Source organism: Robiginitalea aestuariiviva (genome assembly GCF_029537735.1).
Taxonomy (GTDB): Bacteria; Bacteroidota; Bacteroidia; order Flavobacteriales; family Flavobacteriaceae; genus Robiginitalea; species Robiginitalea aestuariiviva.
Genome location: NZ_JARPUQ010000001.1, coordinates 1,338,118 through 1,356,950 on the forward strand (window position 1 = coordinate 1,338,118; position 18,833 = coordinate 1,356,950).

The following is an 18,833-nucleotide window of genomic DNA, read 5'->3' on the forward strand; positions in this document are numbered from 1 at the left end:
AAACGGAAATGGACGCACCTAATTCCAAAGACAGATACACACCCTTACGGGCGGCGGCGGCGCACACGGGGATACGGGAAAGTGGCCTTTCCTGTGGAGTCGTATATGTGGGCGCTCGTATTCATGAGGGTTAAATGTACAAATATTATTTAATCCCCTCTTTTAACCGCCGGATTTTTGACAAAATCAAACAAATCTTGCCGCAACCGGAATAATTCATAACTCATCAGGGCAAATACTGTAAAGTATTCAAGAAAGAGCCAGAAGGGTTTCTCCAGGACCTGCCCGGGTTCATAGGCCGTATAGGATAACGCTACCAGTGCGGACCACACCAGCAGAAAGCGAAAACGGGTAAACAGGCTAAGGGTGAGCGGGAACACCAGGTACCAGGGGTGCACCACCGCTGCGGTCAGGTAGTAGGTGGCCACCACCGCCAGGGCCCCTGTAAACCAGAAGCGAGCCTCCCGCATCCGGGGGTGCAGGCAAAGCAACCCGGCTACCCCGGCGGCGGCCCAGGGCGCATAACGCCCATAGGCGGCTATAAATTCCCAGGGTTTGGCCCCCTGGCTTACCGCTATGCCCTCTGCCAGGCGGTACATCCCGGCGTTGAATTCAAAATTGGAAAACCACAATTTCAGGGTTTGCAGGTAATGCGGCCCAAAATCCGGGAAGTACAGGGGATAAACACAACCCGCCAGGGCCAGGCCGGTTACCAGGTATAACCCCAGGCTGCGCTTCCACCCCAGCAGGGGCAGCAGCAAGGGCATGAGCAGCAGCGGCATGAGTTTGACCCCAATGGACAGTGCCAGGGGCAGGGCTGCCCAGGCCCAGGATGCCTGCACAAGGAGGTAGAGGGCCCAAAGGAGGAAAAAGACCATTACCCCTTCAAAGTGCAGGTTACCAGTAAGCTCAATCACCACCAGGGGGTTCAGGAAATACCAGAAGATCATATGCGGGGGTTTGTTGAGCTTGCGCAACAATTTGCGCCCCAGGTACAGGATGCCCAGGTCTGCCAGCAGCAGGAGGCCCCGCATGGCAACCAAACTGCCCGTCAGGGTTTTGCCGCCCAGCCAGACCGCCAGGGCAAACAGGTACTGGTTTGCCGGGGGGTAGTTGCTGAAATTCCGGGCGCTCAGGCTCCCCATCCCCTGGTGGAGGGTTTCGGCCAGGGGGAAGGGCGCCTGGCCCCCTGCCATGAACTGGTCCGGGGTGAGCGTATAGGGATTAATCCCATCCAACAACAGGGTGCCATCCCATATAAATCGGTAAAAGTCCTGAGAGAGATTCGGTATGGCCAGCAGGAATACCAGGCGTATCAGGATGCCCGCCACCACCAGGAAGCGGTAGTTCCACTTTTCGAACTGGATGAGTTTGTAGGCGAGGAAAAAAAGGGCTGCCCACAGGGTGAGGAGTTTCGGGCTGTCCGGTCGCTCCAGGGCGTAAGCGAAGGTAGCGTAGAGCCCCAGGCTGGCCAGCAGCAGCAAAATGGAAATCCGGTGGAGGTTCCAGAAGGTCAGCAGTGCCTTTTGCATGTCCCGAAACTTTGGCCTGAAAGTAACAAAATTATGGGACTGGCCGAAGCCCGTTTTGGGCGGCCGTGGTTTGAATAGGCGAATCGGCCCGGGATTATGCCTTGGCGGTCAGGGATTTGAAGAAGACAAAGCCGAAGCCCAGGAATAACATGAAGTGGAAGGGAAAAAGCCCAAAATCATTCAGCGGTATGGCGCTGTACATCCCAAAGAGGAAGTACACCATCAGGGCAAATTCCAGGATCATGTTGGGGGAGAGCTTTTTGGTAATGTACTTGTTGCCCTTCCAGCTGTCCGTAAGGTTGTTGATGTTGAATTTCGGGGTGCGCACAAACTCGGACCGCTTGCCCATATGCCCTTCCAGTACCGCCACGGAATTGTGGAGGGAAAAGCCCAGGGCCACGGAGAAGAAGGTGAAGAAGAGCTTAATGTAATCCACGAAATTATCAAAACTGCTGCCCTGTATACTCTTGTAGGTAAACCAGTAGCAGATGAACAGGATAATGGTGCTCACGATAAAGAAACTGGTCACCTCAAAAACCCACCCCAGGTGCCCGTAGGTGTTTTTGATGTACAGCATGGGGATGCTCAGGACTGCTACCACGAAAACACAGAGGAACATACTGCTGTTCAGCAGGTGCATCACCCCGTGGAATTTGGTCTTGAACGGAATGTTGCCCGCCTTGATTACACTCAAAACGGTTTTGCGGAAGTTCTCCGCCCCGCCCTTGTTCCAGCGGAATTGCTGGGACCGGGCTGCACTGATGACCACGGGCAGTTCGGCCGGGGTCTCTACGTCTTCCAGGTATTTGAACTTCCAGTTCTTAAGCTGGGCGCGGTAACTCAGGTCCAGGTCTTCGGTCAGGGTATCGCCTTCCCAGTTCCCGGCATCCAGGATGCACTGCTTCCGCCAGATGCCGGCGGTGCCGTTAAAGTTGATGAAGTGGCCCTTGGAGTTGCGCCCCACCTGCTCCAGGGTAAAGTGGGCGTCCAGGGCAAAGGCCTGTATGCGGGTCAGGGTGGAGTAATCGCGGTTGATATGCCCCCAGCGGGTTTGTACCACGCCTATTTCCTCGTCCTTGAAATAGGGTACGGTTTTCTTGAGCCAGTCTTTTCCGGGCAGGAAGTCTGCATCGAAGATGGCGATGAATTCGCCCCGGGCAATTTTCAGGCCTTCCTTCAGGGCCCCGGCCTTAAAGCCTTCCCGGTTTTCCCTGCGGATGTGCTGTATATCCAGCCCCTGGGCCTGCAGGGCTTTGATCTTTTCGGCGGTCTGGATCACGGAGTCGTCAGTGGAATCGTCCAGCACCTGGATTTCCAGTTTGCTTTTGGGGTATTCCAGCAAGGCGATGTTGTCCAGCAGGCGCTCTACTACGTATTCCTCGTTATAGATGGGCAGCTGAATAGTTACAAAGGGGATTTCCTTCGGGTCCAGCAAATTGAATTTGGGGGCCTCCCGGTTGCGGCGTTTATAGCCCAGGTAGTTTACCAGGAGGTTCAGCTGGGAGAGGCTGTAAAAGAAAATCAGCAGCAGCGCCAGGCTGTAGATCCCGATAATGATGTAAGCAATAGTTAAACCCATCTTCTTATTTAAAACTGTACTTAAAAATCCAACCCAGGATTTTTATGCCTGCAAATATAGTACCTTTTACCGTTCCCGATACCTTGGAAACGCCAATTCTTTTTTTGTAACGCACTGGCACTTCGCAATATGCGAGTTTGTGCTTTAGGGCTTTCAGCTGCATTTCCACCGTCCAGCCGTAGGTCTTATCCTCCATTTCCAGCGCCATCAGTTGCCGGAATCCAATGGCCCTGAAAGGCCCCAGGTCTGTATACCGCGCCCCGAAAAACCACCGCATCAGGGTGGTGGCCAGGGCATTTCCGAACACCTGTTGTGGCGTCATGGAGCCAGGCTCCCTAAGGGCCTTGTGGCGCGCACCGATTACCAGATCCATGCCGTTTTCAAGGATGGGGGCTACCACTTTGGGCAGCTCTTCCGGGTAATCGGAGTAATCCCCGTCCATAAATACGACAATGTGGGGTGGGTTGGATTTCCGGGCGATGTAATTTAATCCCTGCAGGCAGGCGTAGCCGTACCCCATACGCGGTTCCGGCAGGACGGTGGCCCCTGCCTTTCGGGCAATCTCCCCGGTGCCGTCCGTGGAGGCATTGTCTACCACCACCACCTCCCGGACCAGCTCCGGGATATCGGCAATGACTTTGCCGATGGAGTCGGCCTCGTTATAGGCGGGTATGATCAGGTCAATGTGAACCATAATGCCGGTTGGGTCGCTGCAAAAGAACGCATTCCCGTGGAATAATCACTTTTCCTCCCCGACAAAATCCATCAGGTCTACCTCGGCCCCCAACAGCATATCCCGGTGGTTGATGCGGTTTTGCAACGGGCCGTTCTCCAGGCGGAGCACCCCCCTGGGGCACACGGCCGAGCAAATCCCGCAGCCCACGCAGCTGGCCCGTACAATGTTCCGGCCTTTCTGGGCATAGGCCCGCACATCAATGCCCATTTCGCAATAGGCAGAGCAGTTGCCGCAGGAAATGCACTGCCCCCCGTTGGTGGTGATCCGGAAGCGGGATAACAACCGCTGCTGCAGCCCCAGTATGGCCGCCATGGGGCAGCCAAACCGGCACCAGACCCGGCTGCCGAAAATCGGGTAAAAACCCGTGCCAATAACCCCGGAGAAGATGCTGCCGATCAGTAAGCTATAGGTTTTTCGCAGGGTTTCGGACCGGAACAGGAACACGTGCTGGGTATCGCTCAGGTAGTGGAAGCCGATCAGGGCGAGGATAATGGTGAAATAGGCTATGGCCCCGTAACGGGCATCCTTTTGGAGCTCCTTTCGGCGGAATAGCATCACCCAGGCAAATACCAGGGTAAGCAGTACCCCCACGCCCACCAGGAGCTCCCCCCGGCTAAGCCAGTACCTGCTGTGGTCCGGCCCCAGGTAGGAATAGACCACGGCTGTGGTCATCAACACCACAAATACCAGGACGCTGTAGATCACCCAGCGCTCCACCCGCCAGGCGAAGGTGCTTTTATCGCTCAGGTGGCGGAAGGGGTCCCCGGCGGTTTCGGCAAGGCCCCCGCACCCGCAAACCCAGGAGCAGTACCAGCGCTTTCCGTAAAAATAGGTAAGTACCGGGGTGATGACCAGGGTGGAAGCCACCCCGAACAGCAGCATGGCCAGGCCCAGGTTACCCTCCCCTATAAAGGCATTGACCCGGTAGCGCTCGAAGTTGTAATAGTTCAGTGGCCAGATATTCTTCAGGTCGTAGTAGGGCAGGTCCCCGTTCAGGCGGGCCATGATTTCGGGAATCAGGAAGGCAAAGGCCAGCTGGAAGAACATCACGCTCAGGGTGCGCAGCAGCTGGTAGCGGTTGTGGCGGTATTTCCAGATGAATTTGGCCCCGAAGGCCAGGATGGCCAGGGTGTACAGGGCCCCGTATACAAACCACTGGCTGGCCGGGTTGCCGCTCAGGGCCCGGCTAAGCGGGTCGAAAAGGGCGATAAGCCCCCGGTTGGGGCCGTCCTGGACCAGGCCCAGGTATTGGGGGTAGAAATAGAGGACCACATAAAATCCGGTAAGCAGGATGCCAAGGCCCCAGGCCCAGATGCCCCGGGCCGAAAGGGATTTGAACCAAACCCCATTGTTGCGGATACCGGCCGGGTGCCCGCTGTAGGCGCCCAGGCTGTACCCCAGCACCCCACCCAGGATCAGGAACAGGGCCAGTGCGAGCCAAAGCCCCGGTTTTGGAAAACCAATACCGAAGGTGGCTAGCAAGAGGATAAAAAGGCCTGCGAACCCCAGGAAGAGGGACAGGCGTTGGATGCGGTTCAGGGCACTTGGCGGCCCCCCGGCCAGCGACAGGGATGGATTCATGAGGCAGTCAGGGTTTGTTGGCGAAAGGCCGTTTGGATGTGTTTGCGGTAATCCGAATATCCTTCAGGGTCGAACAGGGCTTCCCTCAGGTGGGTTAGGGCGTATTCCGCCGTGCGTTGCTCGGTGAGCCACTGGTCCAGCACGGCATGGCGCATGCGCATGCCAAAGGTGTTTACCCCTAGCAGGGTACCGCTGCCGCGGTCGTAGGCCAGGGTAAGGCAGATGTGTTTTTTCGGGTGCCGCCAGTGAAAGTGGGCTTCATGGGCTTCCCGGGTGTGTTCCGGAAAAACCCAGCCGTAGGTCTGGTATTCGATATCGAGGAATTTGGCGGAATTGAACCAATGCCCCGGGGTATAGGCGGTGCGTTGCCCGCAAACGGTCCGGGCCACGGTTTCCCCCATCATCCGCCCAGTATACCACACGGCTTCCACAGGTCGCCGCCGGCCAATGGGCTCCCGTTGTTGGGCGCAATCCCCCACGGCGTAGATGTCCGGGAGGTTGGTTTCCAGGTACCGGTTAACCAGTACGCCTTTGCCCAGGTTTATGCCCGAACCCCTCAGGAAATCGATGTTGGGCGATACCCCGGCGGTGAGCCCCACCAGGTTGCAGGGGATGGTCTCCCCCTGTTCCGTTACCACGGCACGAACCCTGCCATTGGCATCGGGCAGGATTTCCTTGAGGTTGGTTCCCAGTCTCAGGTCTATGTGGTGTTCCCGGATATGGGTGTTAATCATTTCGGACTCCCCGGCAGGCAGCACCCCATTCCAGAAACTCGATTCCCGTACCAGGAAGGTTACCGGGATATCCCGGCTGCGCAGCATTTCGGCCAGTTCAATCCCGATCAGGCCGCCACCCACCACCACGGCCCGCCGGCACGCTGTGGCGTTTGGGGCAAAGGCCTCCAGCCGTTCCAGGTCCTGATAGGAATACAGCCCCTGCACCCCGTCCAGGTCCTGCCCGGGCCACCCGAATTTATTAGGCTTGGAGCCCGTGGCCAGGATCAGCTTGTCATAGCCGATTTCGCGCCCGTCCGCCAGGGCAACCGACCGGGTTTCCGGGTGGATGGCCGTAACGTACCCCCGGATGCGGTCCATGCGGTTGCGGGACCAGAAGGATTCGGGATAAGGTTGGGTCTGCTGAAAAGTGAGGTGGCCCATATAGATGTACATCAGGGCGGTACGGGAGAAAAAGGCGTCCGTTTCGGCCGAGATCAGCGTGATGCGGCAATCGGAATTTTTTCGGATATGCCGGGCGGCGGTCACCCCGGAAATCCCGTTCCCGATAATGAGGACATGCATATTGGGTCTTTTCGGATTTAAAAGCTCTGTCGAAGGGAAGATAAGAACTTAACAAGAAATTAGCCGGGCGGGCAGGCGATTTTGGTATCTTTAAGAGCAATTCGCCACAGCCATGAAAAAATTCGGGGTCGTATTACTCTTGCTTTTACAGTGGGGCTGCGCCGTGCAGAAGGCCGGTAAGATTAACGGGGTCAGTTTTGTGGGCTCGCGGGAAGCGGCCAGCCAGGCCCACGTAGACGCCCTGTTGGATATCTATGCGGACTATGCCGCGGTTATGCCCTTTGGTTTTATCCGCGAGGTGGGCAGCCCCGAGATCATCTTCGATACAGACCGCCAATGGTTTGGGGAAACCCGCCAGGGGGCCCGGCAGTATATAGAAACCCTGCAGCAAAACGGCGTTTCCGTAATGCTTAAGCCCCAGCTGTGGATCTGGAGGGGGGTCTTTACCGGAGACCTTGAAATGGCATCGGAGGCCGACTGGAAGGCCCTGGAAGCATCCTACTCCCGGTTTATTTTAAATTTTGCGGATTTGGCGGAGGAAACCCAGGTGTCCCTGTTTTGCATCGGGACAGAGCTTGAGGAATTCGTCAAAGCCCGCCCGGGCTATTGGCAGGACCTGATTGCCCAGGTACGCCAGCGGTATTCCGGGAAGATCACCTATGCCGCCAACTGGGACGAATACGGACGCACCCCCTTTTGGAAGTCCCTGGACTTTATCGGGATCGACGCCTATTTTCCCCTATCCGAAAGCCGGGAGCCCGGGGTGGAGGAACTCCGTGAAGGCTGGAAAAAATGGAAAGAAGATATCCATGCGCTTTCCCTGGCTGTAGGCCGTCCGGTATTGTTTACCGAATACGGGTACCGCTCCATGGATTACACGGCCAAAAAACCCTGGCTGGTAGACCGCAACCAGGAGCGGGTTAACCTGCAGGCCCAGGCCAATGCCAAAACCGCCCTCTTTGAGGAATTCTGGGGGGAAGACTGGTTTGCCGGTGGCTTTGTCTGGAAATGGTTTATCCACCACCCGGTGTCTGGCGGGCCGGGCGATAACCGGTTTACGCCCCAAAACAAACCCGCCCAGGAAGTGATCCGCACCTACTACCGCCTCCATCAATAAGAAACAAGGTTTGCATTTCGGCAGCATTTTTGATAATCTTTGTAAAACCCGCTGCGCATGCCTCGCCTGTTTTTCTGTCTTTTTCTTTCCCTGGGGATGCTCCTGCCCACTGGCCTTTGGGCCCAGGACAGCCTGATGCAGGTTGTGGCTTCCCCCGGCGATGGCATTTATTCCCTTTTACGCAAACACGGGGCAGACCCGGTAGGTCAGCTGCAGGTCTTTAAAGAACTCAATGCACCAAAACTCGACGCCAATGGCCACCTGAGAGCCGGAGATACGTACCTGGTGCCCCTGCCCGCACCCGAGGTGGAAGCCGAGGCCGTTACTGAATCCGCTGCCAAATCCCGTCGTTTTGAAATCTTCGGGGAGGCCTATGCCGATGTCCCGGAGCGCAGCACGCGCCTGGAGGGAGCCATCTTCTACCTGATATCGGGCCATGGCGGCCCGGACCCCGGTGCCGTGACCCCCTATGGCGAAACCTCCATTTCGGAGGATGAATATGCCTACGACATTACCCTGCGGCTGGCCCGTAACCTGATTTCTCACGGGGCCCTGGTATACCTCATTATCCGGGATGGGGATGACGGGATCCGGGACCAGCGCATTCTGCCGATGGATACCGATGAACAAGCCTATCCGGACCTGGAAATCCCCCTGGGGCAGCGGGAGCGTTTGCAACAGCGGGTAGAGGTGGTAAACCGGTTGTATGCCCAGCATAAAGGGCGCTATCAGCGGCTGGTGGTTACCCATGTAGACAGTCGCAGCAAGGGGCAGAATATTGATGTGTTCTTTTACCACCACGAAAAGAGCAGCAACGGGAAACGCCTGGCCGAAAATATCCATGCTACTTTCCGGGACAAGTACGCCCGCTTCCAGCCCAACCGCACCTATGCGGGAACCTTCCGCGACCGCAGCAACCTCTATGTGGTTAAGCACACCCACCCGGCCACCGCCTTTATCGAAATCGGGAACATCCGAAATTCCAGGGACCAGCGCCGCATCCTGGACCCGGACAACCGCCAGGCCCTGGCCAACTGGATCGGGGAGGGGTTAATGCTGGATTTCGAATCCCGTTAAGGGCCTTTTCCTTTCACATATTTCCGGTAATACCGGTAGAGCCTCTCGGGGGATGCCCCCAGGGCGCGCAACAAATGGATAATTCCGAAATGGGCCTGCAGGCGCCATACCCCGTGAATTTCGTATTTCCGGGCGGAGGTTACCAGGGTATCGGGGATTACCCGGAAGCGATATCGGCGGCGGATCCGCCCGATGAGTTCATTGTCTTCATAGATGACAAAGCGGGGATTGTATCCCTGCAAATCCCGGAAGACCTCCGCGCGTACAAATAAGGACTGGTCCCCGCCCCGGCACAGGGCCCAGTTCAGCCGGGTAAACCAGGCAAAAACCCGAAGGGCACTGCTGGGATGGTCAAAAGCCAGGCGAAAACACCCTGCGCCATAACCCTGGTTAACAGCGGTTCGTATCTGCCGGTCGAAACCCCTGGGGGGCAGGGAATCCGCATGCAGGAAATAGAGGATGTCTCCCTGGGCCCGGGCTGCCCCGGCATTCATTTGCAAAGCCCGGCCCCGGGGGCTTTCCACTACCAACGCCCCGTGTTTTTGGGCCACAGTAACGCTATCATCCCCGCTGCCGCCGTCCACCACCAGGACTTCGGTTACGGCTCCGGGGGTAGAGGCGCATTGGAGGTAGGGCAACAGGCGTTCGAGGTTCTCGGCCTCCTCCAGGACGGGAATGATCACGCTGATCCCCTTCATCGGATATCGTTCAGGGACCAGTCGTAGGGCAGGTAACGCAGTGTGGTTCCCTCGGGTAAGGGGGTTTTCAGGTAGCGGTTCAGGAAGCCGGTCAGGGTACCGCCCCCCTGGGTAAAGTCGGCTCCATACCATTTAAAGATGCGGGAGAGTTCCGGGCGGCCCCCGGCGGCGCGGTTCCTCAAGGGGTCGTTGATGAAATCGCGTGCTGCTGCTTCCAGTTGGGCTTCCAGCCGGTCTGCAAAATAGGCCTCGGGCCGGAGTTTCGGGCAGGAAAAGGAGGCACAATTCAGGGCAAAATGAATCCGTGGTTCGCCCATTTTTCGCAAGATGCCGTGTTCCACATCGTCCAGCGAAAGTGTGGCATCCCCAAGCTTCAGGCGGCGTTTGCCCCAGGGGCTTCGGATGTCCTTGATGCTCCCCACCGGGTAGTGCTCCAGGATCAGGGCCACCGTGCCTGCGTTATAAAGGTTTATGTAATACGCCAGGGTTTCTTCCCGGCTCCAGTGCTGCCCGGGGATGTACCCGGACAGGTGATCCAGGTAGGCTTGCAGGCGGTGCCTGTCCTGCAGGAAACCCGCGTAATCCACCAGGCCGTCCGCGCTCACATGCGCTTGCAGGAGGGAATCCCACTGTGCATGGGAGGGGGCCTCCTGCGCCGGATCCGGGGCAGGTAGCCGCGCCTCGGGATTGCCGTGGCAGGCTTGCAGTGCCCCGAACAGGGCCAGGAAAGCCATCAGGCGCATCAGGGTGTGCCGGGCTCCGGCCTTAGCAACATCCACCACCGTTGTAGTGCCAGGTGCTTTCACTGATAAAGATCTCTGCATTTTCGAGCGCAAGGGCAGCTGCAGTCTTATCGCATACCGCCAGGGGCTGGTTGGGCAGCAGTACGTGTCCTTTCCCGTCGTCAAAATAGTCCTCCTTTCCGTAATACAGGGCGGATTTCCCGGTAAAGATGCAGGGGCCGTCCGCTGGCATAGGATCTTTGATGGCGGCAATTTCGATGGATTCTATGGGGATGAGTTCCTCCACCGGATAGTGGTTGGGGCTCAGGACGCGGTAGAGGCGACGGGCGCGTACTTCAATGGTGCCAAAACCGGCATCGGTCAGGATTTTAATATAGTCCCGGACCGGGATGCTGCCGCTCAGGCACTGGGCGCGCAGGCGGTCGTCGTTCCGAAGGGCCTCGCTCATGGGAACTTCGCAAACCGGGTCGCTCATCACCAGGCGTCCGTGAGGTTTCAAAACGCGGTACATTTCGGATACCGCCTTCTTCAGGTCCTCTTCCTTGAAAATGTTGAAGAGGCAGTTCTGTGCCGCCACGTCTATACTCTGGTCGGCCACCGGCAGGTTCAGGGCATCCCCTTTCACCAGGTCTACATAGTCACTGCGGAACCAATCGTTCTCGGCTTCGGCCTGTTTAAAATTTTCGCGGCTGGCTTCCAGCATTTCATCCACCACATCCACGCCGGTAACCCCGCCTTTCTGCCGGGAAAAATAGGCGAATTGCAACAGTTCCATACCGCCGCCCACGCCAACATACAGAACCTTTGGGTTTCCTACCAGGTCCTGGGCAGATACGGTGCTGCCGCAGCCGTAATTCATTTCCTGCATGATTTTGGGGATGGACAGCCCGGGGAACTGCCATACGGGGTTGGTGGTGCAGCACAACCCCACATCCGGGGTCAGGGCGGCAGATTTATAGAGGTCGTGGGTCGCTTCCAGATAACTCATCAAGGGGTATGTTAGGGTTTAATACGGGTGAATAGTAGGGTTGAAAGGGGCAAACTTACAGCCTTCCCCTACATTTCGGAAATCAGGGTTTTGTACAGGGATACCAGTTTGGGTTCGGCCTTGCCGGCTACGGCCAGGATCTCGGCTACATTAACGGGCTCCAGGTGGTCCGGGTTGCATTCGTCCGTGAGCACAGAGATGGCTACTACAGGCAGGTTCAGGTGTTTGGCCACAATCACCTCGGGCACCGTACTCATGCCTACGGCATCGGCCCCCAGGGTGCCCAGCATGCGGTATTCGGCACGGGTTTCCAACTGGGGCCCCACTACGGCCGCATACACCCCTTTGTGCAGGGTGATGCCCTGTTCGGCTGCAATACCTTCCAGGCGGGCACACATTTCAGCATCGTAGGGCTGGCTCATGTCCACAAACCGCTCCCCGAAATCCGATACGTTCTTGAAGGCCAGGGGAGACCCGCCCTGCAGGTTCAGGTGGTCTTCCACCAACATGAGGTCACCCTTGCGGTAGTCCAGGTTAATGGCTCCGGCGGCATTGGAAATCAATAGTTTGCGGATGCCCAGTTCCCGCATCACCCGTATAGGGTAGGTGATGTCCGTAAACGCATAGCCTTCATACAGGTGGAAACGACCCTGCATCACCACCACCTTCTTGCCGGCAATTTGGCCATACAGCAGTTTCCCACTGTGAAATTCCACGGTAGCCAGCGGAAAAAAAGGGATGTTGTGATAATGGACAATTTTGGGGTCTTCAATTTCCTCCACCATGCGCCCCAGGCCAGAGCCCAGTACAATTCCGACTTCGGGGGCATCGAAGCCCTTTTCCTTCAGGAAGGCCACGGAGGTTTCCAGTTGTTTTTTAGTCATGCGATATATCGTTTAAAAAAGGGGCAAAAACGGGGTTGCCGGCAATGTCTTCGTACCGGTCTACATCGTTGCGCACCGGCAGCTGAAAGACCGGTGTCCCCTGCAGGTTTTTCAGGGTAGCCTGCAATACGGTTTCGGTACCCCAGGCTTTGTTTTCAAAGAGTTCGGGCCGCATTTGGGTGAGCCCCAGCAGGTAGTAGCCCCCATCGGCAGCCGGGCCAAGGACGGCGGGGTGTGTTTCCAGGGCAGTGAAGGCCGCTTCCAGGTCGGCTGTGCTGAGGTCGTATAAATCACTGCCGATCAGCACCACCTTCCGGTACCCCAGGCGAAAAGCCGATGCAAAGGCATCAGCCATTCGGGCGCCCAGGTCCCTGCCGGATTGCAGGGCATACCCAAACTGGGCAGGGTCCCAGAAAGAGCCGTCCCCCAGGTGCTCGGTGAAGTAAACGGTTTTGTCTGTGCCCTTGAGGTTTTTGGCAACGGTTTCCGTATGCCGGAGCAAAAAGCGGTAAACGTCCAGAGCCCGGTCGTTGCCGATGGTGGCGGCAAGCCGGGTTTTGCATTTTCCCGGAACGGGGTTCCGGGTGAAGATCAGAAGTGCCTGGTCTGTGGTTCGGGACACGTTGGGGCCTGTTGCGGTTGGGCCAGCACCCATGTAGAAGGCGAGCCGGCTGCCACAAATATACGTGAAAGGCAGGCAAACCCCTCCGGTGCCCCTGCGATTTATCGGGTTGCCGGGCCTTATCCAAAAAGCACGGCCGGCCCCGATTTCAGGCGGGCATCCACTTGTAGGCGTACAGCATCATGGCCAGGACGTACATCCAGAAAAATACGGCTGTACGAAACCGGTAGACGAACCGCGCCAGGCGGCTAAGGGTAGAAAAAGGAGTAAACGCTCTCAAAATATATAGTGTTCTCGTAAAAGAGTGTTTGTTGTTCCTAAGTGTGGTCTCGCGGCAGCCTTAATCCCAGGCAAAACCGGTATACAGTCTAAAAATGAATGCGTAGAGCACTACAAAGAACATGGCAAAGCTGAACCATGCAAAAGCTTTGAAATAGTTCCGGACGATAAAGTGTCCGAGATTGCGGAAGGCATCCATGTAAATTTCACGTACGAGTAGAATTGTTTTCATAGAGTTTTGGATTAAGTTTCTCAGGCGTTTTTCATATGTCACAAATCTGCCCTCATTCTTTGAGATGCTTCCGGCCAATAGATTTACGACCCGAATTTCTCGGTGAATCGCCGGATTTTTCCCATTGACCGATGTTTTTTGGGTATTCGCCGACATAAGGCAATACCTACAGCGTCGGACGAACTACCAATTTTTCGGTGAAATGCACCCCTTCTGGAAAGGCTCTTGGGGGTTCCCCAAAAAAAAGAAGGGCCGGCAGCTCTCCAGCCCCGACCCTTGCAACCAAACTAACTCAATTCTGGCTTAGCAATGAATGAGATTCAAAGATGTTCATTCCCCCCCAGATGGGTGTTAGGGAATGATTAAAAAAAGGTTGTGGAATGGGAAAGCTTAATGAGCAGGCGCATATGGGTCCCCAATCTGGTGTGCTACCCGCCTGAGGTCAATTCCCAACACTTCCCGGTTCACCCCAAGGACCGTGTTGCGCGGGCCCACGGGCAAGCCGGAAAAGCCCTGCTGCGCGCCCAGAATCATGCCGGCTACGGCTGCTACCGTATCGTTGTCCCGTCCGTAGTTGACAATAAAGGCCATGGTAGTCATAAAGTCTCCTTCCCCGAATTCCAGGGCGGCTATAAGGATTTGCCAGATCTCCCCGGCGTGAAAGGCAATGGCTTGCTGGTCTTCCTCCAGCATGGCATACACGGCTTCCTGCCGGCGCCAGTCGGTACTGCTGCCCGGGTACCCTTCCGGCATACGTATTATCAGGGAATCCAGGGCCGGGCCCGGGGGCAGAGGCTCCAGTAAGCGGGCGCGCCGTACATAGTCCCGGGCGGCCAGGGCCTGGTCCTGCGCAATGCGCCCCACCAGGCGGCTGTCCTGAAACCGCAGGGGATCTACAAAAACAGCGGTATTCAATACCGAATCCATGTTTTGCGTATGCAGGGCCACCTGCGTCATGGCGGCTACCAGGGCTGAAATGTCGCGGGCATAGCCCAAATCAAACAAGGCGTGGTCATAGGCAGTGCGGTAAGCGGAATCCGGGTCCGGAGTAACCAGCCCGAATACCGGGGTGTACAGCATTCCGGCACAGGACATTTCCCCCCCGTAAAAGCGGTCGCGGGCCAGGAGATAAGCCTCTGGTCCTTCCTGGTAGGCCAGGGCCACGCGTGCCCACTCCCGTAGCCAGTCCACCTGCTCCAATGGGGCTTCCAGCAGGTCCGGGTCTGCTGCCGCGGCCTGTAGGTCCAGGCCCTGCAGGGCAGCCGAATAGGTTTCCGCCAGGTGACGGGCAAAAGGGCCGGGGCCCAAGTCGGGCCCAGCGGCCTGCAGGTAGTCTCCCATCAGCGCTTTCCACCGGGTGTCGTCCGTGGTGGCCCCTGCAGAAAGGTTATGGTCCCAGGTGCCTTCGGGCGACTGATATCGTATGGCCGGGCTAAGGCTATTAACATAGCCATAAGTCCGCTGTATATCCCGGCGGTTCCACATCTCAGTGGCCGCCCCCATGGCATCGCCAATAGCCGAGCCCACCAAAGCCCCCAGCACCCTGTCCTGATAGGTTGCCGTATCCAGCTGGGCCTGGACAGCGGTGTAAGCCTCCCGTTGGGGGGAAGGCGGGAGGGAAGGGGGCTCTGGGGTGCGGTTACATCCCAACAGGGCCACTCCGAACAGGGTAGAAAACAGAAGTAATCGCGTTATGCCATAATCCATTGCCGGGCGGTTTTTAACAGGGTTTCTTTTTCTTCCAGGCTGCGCTCAAGCGGTAGCTGGGCCAGGCCTATCAGCCTGCGGACCACCTCGGTGCCGGCTACCTGCAGGGCAGTCTCTTCGCGGTAGGGTAAGGGGTAGGCGCCCAGCGTTTTGCGGGCCAGTTCCGGGTCCATCCCTGACATATAGAGGTGGGCTGCCATAACCCCCAGGTCAAATTCGGGGAAGCCCATAAAGCTGAATTCGGGGTCTATGATAAATAAGGCATTTCCGGCCTCTACCCAACTGCCCGGATAGAAATCCCCATGAAGCAGGGTCTGGCCCTGTTCCAGATAGGCATCACCAAGGGCCGCCACCCGAGCCTTGAGTTTTGCATCTTCCCGTAAGGGTGCCGCAAGCCCCTCCAGTCCGGGTTGGACGGTGTCCAGTGAAAAGCCATTTTCCGGTAAAAAAGGCAGGACAAATATATGCTGGTGGTTCAGGCGCCTTAGCTCCAGGTTGTCCGGGAAATCTGACGGGGCCGGTGCAGTGTGGATGCCGGCCAGCGCTCCGGCCAGGCTATCCAATAGTATATCTGGCACGTTTCGCGAGGCATAAAGCCGGGTGAGGTCTTCTGTCTGGCCCAGATCTTCCATGAGCAGGAGGTGCTGGGTTGCATCGTAAGCGGCGATTTTTGGAAAACAGGATAGCCGGGCTATTTGGGAAATGGCCTGGTAAAACCGATGTTCCACATCAATTCGATTGGCAGGGGCGGGGATGTCCGGATATTTCCGGACATAGGGCCTGGATTGTTTCAGGATCAGGCTTCGCCAGTTGGTCTGCAGGCGAAGGACCACATTCATGTTGCCCGCTCCAGCAACAGAAACGGATGCTACTTTTTCCCCGGGCAGGATCCATCCGCGTTCCTCCAGGAGGGCGGTAAAGGTTTCTGGGGCAGTATCCTCGGAGAAGTGTGTCAAAAGGGACTCGGCTTTCTCCACAAGATACTAAAGTTTCCCCTGGTCCTAACCACCGTGCAAACAGGTGGGTGCAAAGCGGTTTCGCTTCAGGGCGTTAGATTTCCTGTGAAGGGCGGGCATGGTCCCGCCCATAACCCCTTCACCTTAATCAAAGGCAAAACCAGTAGCCAGCCTGAAGACAAAAGCGTACAGGACTATGCCAAACATGGCAAAACTGAACCAGGCAAAAGCCTTAAAGTAATTCCGAACCAGGTAGTGCCCCAGGTTGCGGAAAGCCTCCGCATATATTTCCTTGATGAGTAGTGCTGTTTTCATGGCGTTTCGTTTTATCGTTCACAGAGGAAACATCCAGGAGCAGGCCAAAGCGACCCAAAGCGTTATTTTTTCGACTAACGGCTTCCTAAATGGGGTTAAAGACATCTTTTTGCTACCAAAAACTTCAATTTTATTGGCTTGATCTTAGTTTCTGGCGCTCAGAAAATTAGAGGGTTTCCGGGCCTTTCCCGCAGGAAATCAGCCTGGATTTTAACACTTTTTTAATAGGGTGATCCGGGTCCCATTTGTTTGTAAAGTGAACTCAAATAAAAACCCAAATCTTATGAATACCCAATTTAAAACCTTCGGAATTGTTTTAGTAACGGCTGCCTTATTCACTGCGTGCAGCAAAGAGGAAAACGGGCCTCAGGCCAACGGAGAAACCTATGCCACTACTTTTAAAATGACCGATGCCCCTACGGACAATGCCAATGTGGATGCCGTGATGGTTACGGTGTCTGATGTGCGGGTTAATGGTACTTCCCTGGAAGGCTTTAACAAAACTACCGTAGAACTTTCTGCCCTGGTAAACGGCAGCACCCAGACTCTGGGGAACCTGGACCTGGCTGCCGGATCCTACTCCAACCTGGAACTGGTACTGGACTACGAAACGGATGCCGCCGGTAACGCTCCCGGCTGCTACGTACGCCTAACAGACGGGACCAAAGATAAAATTGCCTCTACGGCTAACAGCATCCGCATTAATGATGCCTTTGAGGTATTTGCCGGGGCTGCCAACGAAGTGGTGCTGGATTTTGACCTGCGCAAGACGGTGGTAGAGGAAAGCCAGGCCACCGGATCGAATTTTGAACTGGTATCTGCTGCCGGGTTGCAGGCTGCTATCCGGGTGGTCAATACCGAGACCACCGGGATGATCGAGGGTACCATAGACGATTCCCAGAACACCTCCGACAAGATTATTGTTTACGCCTATGAGAAGGGCACTTACAATGCAGAAACGGAAGCCCAGGGCTCCGGCGGGGTGCAATTTGCGAATGCCATTACCAGCGCTGCCGCCAGTGGCCTGCAGAACAGCTTTAGCCTTCACTTCCTGGAGTCCGGCGAATACGAACTGGTGTTTGCCTCCTATTCGGAAGATGCCAATGGCCTGACGTTTAACGGGACCCTGAATGCCCAGTCTGCCACAGGGGTAAACCTGGCAGCCATTAGCGTAAGTGCAGCCCTGCAGCTCTCCCTGAACGTTTCCGTATCGGCCAATTAAGCCACCCGGATACCCCAAAGAAAAGGCCCTGATCCAGGGCCTTTTTTTATTTCCCGCCGTTGGCGGTCAGGTCGGTTTTGCAGGCTGCATCCAGTGGTGGTACTGTTCCCCCGCTAAGCATGTTCAGGATGCCTTCGCCGGTTTCTGCGGTCCAGTACATCAGGCAGGTATCGGAAGTGCAGTGGCGGCCGTGTTCCACATCCTGGTGATCGGTTTGCATGGGGGTCCCGGCATTCACCAGGCCCAGCAAATGGCCAAATTCGTGGTTCAGGACGGTGGTCTCCAGCACGGTACGGCTGGGCTCCAGGGGTTGGTCGCTAAAGGCCTGTATGCTGCTGCCAAAGAGGGCTACGGAAGTGTTCTGGTAAGCAATCCCCAACACGGTGCCGTTGGTTTGGCCGGTATCGTATTCGGCATCTGCAAAAAGGGCGAAAACAGCCAGCTGCCTGCCGGAGGTAAAGGCTGTACGCTCCCGGGCTTCCAGTTGGCGGATGTCTTCGGCCGTCAGGCGCTCTTTCCCTGTGCTGCCCAGGGGCAACATGTGCAGGGTAACACCCCCGGGTTTGTTGAGGAGTTCCTGCAGGAAGGCCTGGAGGTTTTCCAGGGTTTGGGCCTGGGGCGCATAGGCGTCTGTGTAGGCTATCTCAATTAAAATGGAGGAATAGGTGCCGGAGGAAAGCAGGTCTGCGGCAGAGGTGCCCACCTGCCCGTCGGTGGGGTAGGCGCTTTCAGGATTAGACCCGGTGGGGTTGGAATCGGCGACCAGGTCATTCATGGCGTCTGTGGAACATCCTGGCGTCAGGAGCAGGCCCATCAGGCCGCTGGTAACCAAAAAGATTGTTCGCAAAGTCTTCATGTTTCGGGGTTTACTATGCATAACGGGTGGAACCGGCAATTATTTTTGGGAACCGGTAGGGAGCGGATTCGCCCCCAATCCCGCGGCTATCTGTTTTTGAGGGGGCAAAGGTAAGCGGGATTTGCAAATTTCAAAGTATTGGGCATTTGGTCTATCCTATTATTCCCGCCGAATATATTTACTGAGGGAAGGGTTGCAACCGGCAATTTGATTTTATAGCTTTAGGGGACAGGATTCTCCTGCTGCCGGGGGACTCAAGCCAATCATTAAATACACCCTAAGATGAAGAAATTCAAAAATATCCTTGCCGTTGGTTTTGCTATGATCATGCTTACAGGTTGCGCCACGCTCTTCGGGGGGCCGGTTACCCAGTCCCAAAAAAGAAAGCCAGGACCTGGCGAGCCCCAAAGG

At 56.5% G+C, this 18,833-nt stretch carries 19 protein-coding genes; 3 read left to right on the plus strand and 16 right to left on the minus strand.

The features are described from left to right. Positions 1 to 149 precede the first annotated feature (149 nt). From OZ410_RS05925 to OZ410_RS05945, 5 genes are all read right to left on the minus strand, one after another. Positions 150 to 1,532: an MptA/MptB family glycosyltransferase gene (locus OZ410_RS05925; RefSeq protein ID WP_277707001.1), complete on the minus strand. Its 1,383-nt coding sequence runs from the start codon at positions 1,530 to 1,532 to the stop codon at positions 150 to 152. A gap of 94 nt (positions 1,533 to 1,626) precedes the next feature. Then, positions 1,627 to 3,111, minus strand: a complete 1,485-nt coding sequence (locus OZ410_RS05930) for a cellulose synthase family protein (RefSeq protein ID WP_277707002.1) — start codon at positions 3,109 to 3,111, stop codon at positions 1,627 to 1,629. 4 nt (positions 3,112 to 3,115) lie between these two features. Then, positions 3,116 to 3,805 (minus strand): glycosyltransferase family 2 protein, encoded by a 690-nt coding sequence (locus OZ410_RS05935; RefSeq protein WP_277707003.1) that lies wholly within the window; start codon positions 3,803 to 3,805, stop codon positions 3,116 to 3,118. A 45-nt stretch (positions 3,806 to 3,850) separates the two neighbouring features. After that, positions 3,851 to 5,428, minus strand: coding sequence for a 4Fe-4S binding protein (locus OZ410_RS05940; RefSeq protein WP_277707004.1), 1,578 nt, complete (start codon positions 5,426 to 5,428; stop codon positions 3,851 to 3,853). Continuing rightward, the gene (locus tag OZ410_RS05945; protein ID WP_277707005.1) at positions 5,425 to 6,726 is read right to left on the minus strand and encodes an NAD(P)/FAD-dependent oxidoreductase; all 1,302 of its coding nucleotides are present in this window, start codon (positions 6,724 to 6,726) and stop codon (positions 5,425 to 5,427) included. The genes OZ410_RS05940 and OZ410_RS05945 overlap by 4 nt, the downstream gene beginning before the upstream one ends. Positions 6,727 to 6,838: 112 nt before the next feature. Here OZ410_RS05945 and OZ410_RS05950 point away from each other — a divergent pair, with 112 nt between their 5' ends. Continuing rightward, positions 6,839 to 7,843, plus strand: a complete 1,005-nt coding sequence (locus tag OZ410_RS05950) for a glycoside hydrolase family 113 (RefSeq protein WP_277707006.1) — start codon at positions 6,839 to 6,841, stop codon at positions 7,841 to 7,843. Between the two features lie 57 nt (positions 7,844 to 7,900). Next, positions 7,901 to 8,920, plus strand: a complete 1,020-nt coding sequence (locus OZ410_RS05955; RefSeq protein ID WP_277707007.1) for an N-acetylmuramoyl-L-alanine amidase family protein — start codon at positions 7,901 to 7,903, stop codon at positions 8,918 to 8,920. On the opposite strand, the gene OZ410_RS05960 is transcribed toward OZ410_RS05955, so the two are convergent. The 10 genes from OZ410_RS05960 to OZ410_RS06005 form a co-directional block, all read right to left on the minus strand. Then, complete coding sequence (locus tag OZ410_RS05960; protein WP_277707008.1) at positions 8,917 to 9,618, minus strand: TIGR04283 family arsenosugar biosynthesis glycosyltransferase; 702 nt, start codon at positions 9,616 to 9,618, stop codon at positions 8,917 to 8,919. The two genes, OZ410_RS05955 and OZ410_RS05960, sit on opposite strands and share 4 nt — an antisense overlap. Beyond that, positions 9,615 to 10,424, minus strand: coding sequence for a DUF547 domain-containing protein (locus tag OZ410_RS05965; RefSeq protein ID WP_277707009.1), 810 nt, complete (start codon positions 10,422 to 10,424; stop codon positions 9,615 to 9,617). The genes OZ410_RS05960 and OZ410_RS05965 overlap by 4 nt, the downstream gene beginning before the upstream one ends. Beyond that, positions 10,384 to 11,349: an arsenosugar biosynthesis arsenite methyltransferase ArsM gene (gene arsM, locus OZ410_RS05970; RefSeq protein WP_277707010.1), complete on the minus strand. Its 966-nt coding sequence runs from the start codon at positions 11,347 to 11,349 to the stop codon at positions 10,384 to 10,386. Before arsM ends, OZ410_RS05965 begins: the two co-directional genes overlap by 41 nt. A 68-nt stretch (positions 11,350 to 11,417) precedes the next feature. Then, a complete protein-coding gene (locus OZ410_RS05975; RefSeq protein ID WP_277707011.1) occupies positions 11,418 to 12,233 on the minus strand; it encodes a purine-nucleoside phosphorylase in 816 nt (271 codons plus the stop codon). Continuing rightward, on the minus strand, positions 12,226 to 12,855 hold the full coding sequence (locus tag OZ410_RS05980) for a TIGR04282 family arsenosugar biosynthesis glycosyltransferase (protein WP_277707012.1): 630 nt from the start codon (positions 12,853 to 12,855) through the stop codon (positions 12,226 to 12,228). Before OZ410_RS05980 ends, OZ410_RS05975 begins: the two co-directional genes overlap by 8 nt. A 148-nt stretch (positions 12,856 to 13,003) precedes the next feature. Further along, positions 13,004 to 13,135 carry a hypothetical protein gene (locus OZ410_RS05985; RefSeq protein ID WP_277707013.1) on the minus strand — a complete coding sequence of 44 codons (132 nt, stop codon included), beginning with the start codon at positions 13,133 to 13,135 and terminating at the stop codon, positions 13,004 to 13,006. A 60-nt stretch (positions 13,136 to 13,195) separates the two neighbouring features. After that, on the minus strand, positions 13,196 to 13,366 hold the full coding sequence (locus OZ410_RS05990; RefSeq protein WP_277707014.1) for a DUF6747 family protein: 171 nt from the start codon (positions 13,364 to 13,366) through the stop codon (positions 13,196 to 13,198). 390 nt (positions 13,367 to 13,756) lie between these two features. Further along, positions 13,757 to 15,073, minus strand: a complete 1,317-nt coding sequence (locus OZ410_RS05995) for an ADP-ribosylglycohydrolase family protein (protein ID WP_277707015.1) — start codon at positions 15,071 to 15,073, stop codon at positions 13,757 to 13,759. After that, positions 15,058 to 16,029: a phosphotransferase gene (locus OZ410_RS06000; protein ID WP_277707016.1), complete on the minus strand. Its 972-nt coding sequence runs from the start codon at positions 16,027 to 16,029 to the stop codon at positions 15,058 to 15,060. The genes OZ410_RS05995 and OZ410_RS06000 overlap by 16 nt, the downstream gene beginning before the upstream one ends. 144 nt (positions 16,030 to 16,173) lie before the next feature. Continuing rightward, positions 16,174 to 16,344 (minus strand): DUF6747 family protein, encoded by a 171-nt coding sequence (locus OZ410_RS06005; RefSeq protein ID WP_277707017.1) that lies wholly within the window; start codon positions 16,342 to 16,344, stop codon positions 16,174 to 16,176. A gap of 283 nt (positions 16,345 to 16,627) precedes the next feature. On the opposite strand from OZ410_RS06005, the gene OZ410_RS06010 reads away from it, so the two are divergent. Then, a complete protein-coding gene (locus tag OZ410_RS06010; protein ID WP_277707018.1) occupies positions 16,628 to 17,566 on the plus strand; it encodes a DUF4382 domain-containing protein in 939 nt (312 codons plus the stop codon). Positions 17,567 to 17,612: 46 nt separating this feature from the next. Here OZ410_RS06010 and OZ410_RS06015 read toward each other — a convergent pair whose 3' ends face one another. Continuing rightward, a complete protein-coding gene (locus OZ410_RS06015) occupies positions 17,613 to 18,422 on the minus strand; it encodes a membrane metalloprotease (RefSeq protein WP_277707019.1) in 810 nt (269 codons plus the stop codon). Positions 18,423 to 18,833: the final 411 nt, after the last annotated feature.

What these genes read in the sequence shown, in the direction of transcription:
- OZ410_RS05925 (WP_277707001.1), bottom strand. Translation starts at nt 1,532, where the DNA reads ATGCAAAAGGCACTGCTGACCTTCTGGAACCTCCACCGGATTTCCATT.
- OZ410_RS05955 (WP_277707007.1), top strand. Translation starts at nt 7,901, where the DNA reads ATGCCTCGCCTGTTTTTCTGTCTTTTTCTTTCCCTGGGGATGCTCCTG.
- OZ410_RS05990 (WP_277707014.1), bottom strand. Translation starts at nt 13,366, where the DNA reads ATGAAAACAATTCTACTCGTACGTGAAATTTACATGGATGCCTTCCGC.
- OZ410_RS05940 (WP_277707004.1), bottom strand. Translation starts at nt 5,428, where the DNA reads ATGAATCCATCCCTGTCGCTGGCCGGGGGGCCGCCAAGTGCCCTGAAC.
- OZ410_RS05950 (WP_277707006.1), top strand. Translation starts at nt 6,839, where the DNA reads ATGAAAAAATTCGGGGTCGTATTACTCTTGCTTTTACAGTGGGGCTGC.
- OZ410_RS05960 (WP_277707008.1), bottom strand. Translation starts at nt 9,618, where the DNA reads ATGAAGGGGATCAGCGTGATCATTCCCGTCCTGGAGGAGGCCGAGAAC.
- OZ410_RS06005 (WP_277707017.1), bottom strand. Translation starts at nt 16,344, where the DNA reads ATGAAAACAGCACTACTCATCAAGGAAATATATGCGGAGGCTTTCCGC.
- OZ410_RS06015 (WP_277707019.1), bottom strand. Translation starts at nt 18,422, where the DNA reads ATGAAGACTTTGCGAACAATCTTTTTGGTTACCAGCGGCCTGATGGGC.
- OZ410_RS05935 (WP_277707003.1), bottom strand. Translation starts at nt 3,805, where the DNA reads ATGGTTCACATTGACCTGATCATACCCGCCTATAACGAGGCCGACTCC.
- OZ410_RS05995 (WP_277707015.1), bottom strand. Translation starts at nt 15,073, where the DNA reads ATGGATTATGGCATAACGCGATTACTTCTGTTTTCTACCCTGTTCGGA.
- OZ410_RS05945 (WP_277707005.1), bottom strand. Translation starts at nt 6,726, where the DNA reads ATGCATGTCCTCATTATCGGGAACGGGATTTCCGGGGTGACCGCCGCC.
- OZ410_RS05930 (WP_277707002.1), bottom strand. Translation starts at nt 3,111, where the DNA reads ATGGGTTTAACTATTGCTTACATCATTATCGGGATCTACAGCCTGGCG.
- OZ410_RS05975 (WP_277707011.1), bottom strand. Translation starts at nt 12,233, where the DNA reads ATGACTAAAAAACAACTGGAAACCTCCGTGGCCTTCCTGAAGGAAAAG.
- OZ410_RS06010 (WP_277707018.1), top strand. Translation starts at nt 16,628, where the DNA reads ATGAATACCCAATTTAAAACCTTCGGAATTGTTTTAGTAACGGCTGCC.
- arsM (WP_277707010.1), bottom strand. Translation starts at nt 11,349, where the DNA reads ATGAGTTATCTGGAAGCGACCCACGACCTCTATAAATCTGCCGCCCTG.